A 4267-nucleotide genomic window follows, 5' to 3' on the forward strand; every position below is an offset into this window, starting at 1 on the left:
GTGCTTCTCTGCACTTCACTCGAATGGGTGGCTATTCGGAGTGCCATGGTTGGGTGACGGCCTCTCTTGTGCTCTGCGAGGGCGGTGGGGCGGCTTGAAGTGGGTTGAACCTGGCTGGCGTGAGGCATAGATGATCAGGCGTCAGGTGGTGGCGCCCGCCTAGCTGAGGAGTGAAGATGACCAGCAACGAGGAGCTCGACGGGTTTGCCCTGTCCGCCGTGGCCGCGGACGAGGTCAGCCCCGAAGACGTGAGCACGTTGAAGCTTGAGTACAGGGACGGGGTGGCCGTGCTGGTCGTCACTGGCGGGAAGGCCATTCCCTCGGGCATCCCAGTGGTGAACGAGGAGGGACAGGCTGTCGCGGTGTACGAGACAACGCCTGTGCCCGCGGCGAAGTCCTTGCCAGGCTTGTTCGCCGCTGGCCTGGATAGCATCAACGTGATGACCTATGACTTCTTCGGGACGCCGTGGGCCGAAGAGCTTCCGCAGTAACTGAGTCCTTGTGCCTGTCGGGCTGCCTAGACCGGGACGGCAGCCCGACAGGCATGCGAAGGGCCAGGTCAGTGTCGGGCAGGCCCAAGCTTCGGCAAGCCGAGAGCGACGGCGGGCCGGCGAAGTCGCCGCTCGGTTTCGTCTCTCTTGGCCCGCAGGAAGCTGAGCGTCAGGTCGATCCCTTCCGTCTCGCCGCGCCAGCCCTCGGCCTCAGCCCGGGCGCGACGCACGAGCAGATCGTCTTCGAGTTCAGCCAGGCGGGCGAGCATCTTCGGGTTGACGTGAAGCATCGGGCAGCGGATGCAGGCGTGCTCGTGCTGGCACGGGGTGCCGTAGGGGCGGCCGCAGGACCCAAGCTCGACCTTGCGGCGGTCGAAGTGCTCCTCGAACTCGGTCCACTCTTCAGGCGTGGTGTCGCGGTATTCGCCTTCCGGGCGGACCTCGCGGCGGTGTGCCAGGTGCTCCTGGTAGTGGCGGATCACGTCCTCGTCGAATACCGCGACGTAGCCACGAGTGGTTTGGACATTCAGGTGTCCGAGTAGGGCCGCGCCGATGTGGATCGGCAGGCCGCTGTTGACGAGCTCGGTAATGAAGATCCGGCGGAAGTCGTGCGGTGTGAACTTGAGCCCCTTGAAGCCTGGGTGAACCTCGGCGAGGGCCAGGCAGCGGCGCTGGATCATCTGCTGGATCGTGCCGGGGTTGAACACCGCCGGGACGGCGCCGTTGTGCCGCTGGAACAGGAACGGCATCGGCGGGCTCCAGACCTTGTCGTGCGGGTCGTAGCGGGGCAGGAGCGGGATCGGCCGACCGGTGCGGGCGTGGCGGCGCACGATCGAGGCGATCACGTGGAAGAGCTCGGCGGACATCGGGATCACGCGCTCCCGGTCGGTCTTCGACGGGGCGATGACGAGCAGGGCGATGACCTCGCCCCCGGGACGCTGGTACTGCCGGATGCTCAGGTGGCTCAGCTCGCACAGCTCCTCGATCCGCACTCCGGAGTGCCTCAGGGTCTCCACCGACGCCCAGTCCCAGAACGCGGTCTCCTCCTCGGCGGCGATGTGGACCGTCTCGCCGCTGTCGTTGTTGCGCAGGCGGGCCGGGACGGGCGCGGACTGCCGGCTGAGCTTGCGGTCGGACTCGCTGAGGACACGGGTGTAGCTGGTGCCGGCGAAGGTGAAGGTCTCGTCCTCAGCAGCCCGTTCGGCGAGTTCGAGCAGTTCGCGGGCCTGGTCGTAGCGGGACTCGACGTGTTCGACGAGGACGGGCAGCAGTGGCTGGCGCTGGCGGGTGCGCTCGGCGGTGCGCTCGTTGATCCGGCGCCGCTTGGCGCCGAGGCCGCGCAGGTCGGCTGGCGGGACCGGGCAGGGCGCGACCCACACCGCCCAGCGCTCGGGTTCTTGGGCGGCCCAGGTGTGCAGGTCGTAGTAGAAGCTGCGGAGCGAGATGACCAGGCCGTCGGCTCCGGCGCGCGGGGCGCCGTTGTCCTTGAGGGCGATCATCTGCCGCCAGGTGGCGTAGACCTCCGGGTCGATCCGCAGGTCGGCCTGGTCGGGGTTGATGCGCTCGATCTTCTCCCAGAAGTGGTGGGCCAGGTGGAGCACCAGGTTCTTCAGGCTGGAGTAGTCGGTGTCCGCACGGCGGCGGTTGAAGTACTCGATGAGCAGGGCACGGACGGCCTGGTTGCGCAGGGGGTACTGGTCCACCAGTTCCTCGATGTTCTTCTGGCCGCGCATGAGAGCGGCCCGCATCGTGGCCGGGGTGGTCGGCGGCAGGTGGCCGATGGCGTGGAGGACGTGCCACACGCCCTGCCCGCGCAGCCGGTTGCCGGCCTTGTTCCCGGGAGCCACCACCGACCAGGCCCGCCGGTTCTCGTGCGCGAAGTGCAGCAGCGCGGACGCCGTGACGTCGGCCAGGGCGACGCCCTGGACGGCCAGGAGAGCGGTGAGGTCGAACAGGGCCTCGGTGCGGTGGGCGTAGGTGTGCTGGTGGACCTCGACCTTCTCGGCGAAGTCGTCCAGCAGGGGATCGCTCTGCGCGGAGATGAACATCGAGGCGAAGGTGGTCATGTGGTGGCGCCGGAAGGCAAGCATGGACGGCTGGATCGCCCGCAGGCAGATGAGCGCGCGCAGGCCGGTGGTGAGCTTGATGCTCGGGCTGCGACGGCACTCCAGGTCGTTGACGTTGACCGTGCCCTGGCCGACCGGGCTGGCATCCCATCGCTCCTGCCAGGTCAGACCGGGGTAGCCGGCCAGGTAGTCCAGGACGGCACGGGCGGCCATGCCGCGCTGCTGGCGTGTGGAGGTGCCGCCGTCCCACGTCTCGACGGCCAGGTGCGCGATCGACCTGGCCGCGGTGCGGGACAGGTCGCCGAACGGGCGCGGCGGTGTGCTGGCAGTAGCCGGCGCGGGGATCATCGGGCCGCCGACGAAGCGGCTGGCGTAGTCCAGACCCTCGGCAACGGGGCCGTGCCGGCGGCTGACGCCGGTGGTGGGGCTGACGGAATTCCTAGACACCGAACACCGCCGCGATGTCGTCGGCCGCGTAGCCGGTCGGGTAGCTGATCTGCGGCCGGGGCCGGTTGTAGTGCTCCAGCAAGGCGTCGAAGATCTCCTCGACTCGCACCGCGAGATAGCGGCTGGTGGTCTGGATGTTGGCGTGGCGCAGAACGGCCTGGACCTCGGGGAGGGTGAGCTTGCCGCTGTTGGCCATCCGGTGCGCGGCGGTGTGCCGAAGGTCGTGCAGCGTCCAGTTGGTGCCAAGCGCCTGCTGAGCCCGTTGCAGCACCCGCCGCATCGCCCAGTAGCTCAGCGGCCGGTCCGCACCGTGCCGGGTCCGCCACAACGGCTCGCCGGACCGCGGAACGCCGGTGCCGTCGAGGTAGTGGGCGACCCGGACGCACGCCTCCGGCGAGATCGGCACAAGCTCGCGCTCCCGGGTGCCCTTGGAGACGACGTAGACGCCGGGCTTGGCCCAGTGGACATCGGCAGTGCCCACGCCCAGCAGTTCTTCCGCCCTGGCGCCGCTGGTGACGTAGCAGTCCAGTAGCGCGCGGTCCCGATCGCAGCCCATCGCGGCGAACAACTCGTCCCACAATGGGTCAGGGATCGAGCGCGGCGGTCGGCTGCTGACCTTCTGCCGTAGGCGGGCCCGGCCGAGGACCGGCTTGGGCTCCAGCGGGCTGAGATGACTCAGGGCACGGCGTCGCTGCGGTGCGACGGGCACCGGGTTCAGCACCGGACCGCGCCCGTAGTGCGCGTGGAACGTGTAGAAGCCGCTGACCACGGACAACGCGTGGTTGATCGTCGTCGGCGCGTAACCCGCCGCCAGGTACGGCTTCCCGGTGCGCGCGTTGATGGCCCCCGGTGCCGGCGACTGGGGGTTTCGGCGACGGCGCTGCGGGTTCGGGGCCGTACGCAGCCAGCCGGTCAGCACGGCCGCCTCGGCCTCGGTCGCTTGCTCCCAGGCCACGTCGAGCAGCCACAACAGCCGGAACCAGCGCAGCATCCCGTAGCCGTAGCTCCGGGCCGTCAGCGGACTGCTGTCGCTGAGCGCCAGATCGCGCAGGTACGCGGTGACCGGCTCGACCTCGACCCCGAGCCCACTGAGGACGGAGTAGGGAGGATGGGCCTTCCCGGTCTCCGCCACGCTTCCAGCACAGGGAAGTTGGGCTCGACCCTCCATCAGTTCTTGGCGTAGATCCACTTCGCTCTCCTTGGTTGCCGTGACCAGCAACGCGATCAACGAGAAGAGGAAGTGCAGATAACGGTGCACTGGCG

3 protein-coding genes are annotated in these 4267 nt (G+C 68.9%); 1 reads left to right on the top strand and 2 read right to left on the bottom strand.

Going from position 1 to position 4267, the window contains the following annotated elements:
* Positions 1–176: 176 nt before the first annotated feature.
* Positions 177–491, top strand: a complete 315-nt coding sequence (locus ACWDD9_RS43710) for a hypothetical protein (protein WP_449814774.1) — start codon at positions 177–179, stop codon at positions 489–491.
* Between the two features lie 68 nt (positions 492–559).
* Here the strand turns inward: ACWDD9_RS43710 and ACWDD9_RS43715 are convergent, their stop codons facing one another.
* Both ACWDD9_RS43715 and ACWDD9_RS43720 read right to left on the bottom strand, forming a co-directional pair.
* Entirely contained in the window at positions 560–3004 is a 2445-nt protein-coding gene (locus ACWDD9_RS43715; RefSeq protein WP_449814775.1) for a tyrosine-type recombinase/integrase, read from the bottom strand.
* Positions 2997–4267, bottom strand: a 1271-nt coding sequence (locus ACWDD9_RS43720) for a tyrosine-type recombinase/integrase (protein ID WP_449814776.1), incomplete at its 5' end; no start/stop codon positions are given. The genes ACWDD9_RS43715 and ACWDD9_RS43720, both read right to left, overlap by 8 nt.

Source organism: Kitasatospora sp. NPDC001119, assembly GCF_053598475.1.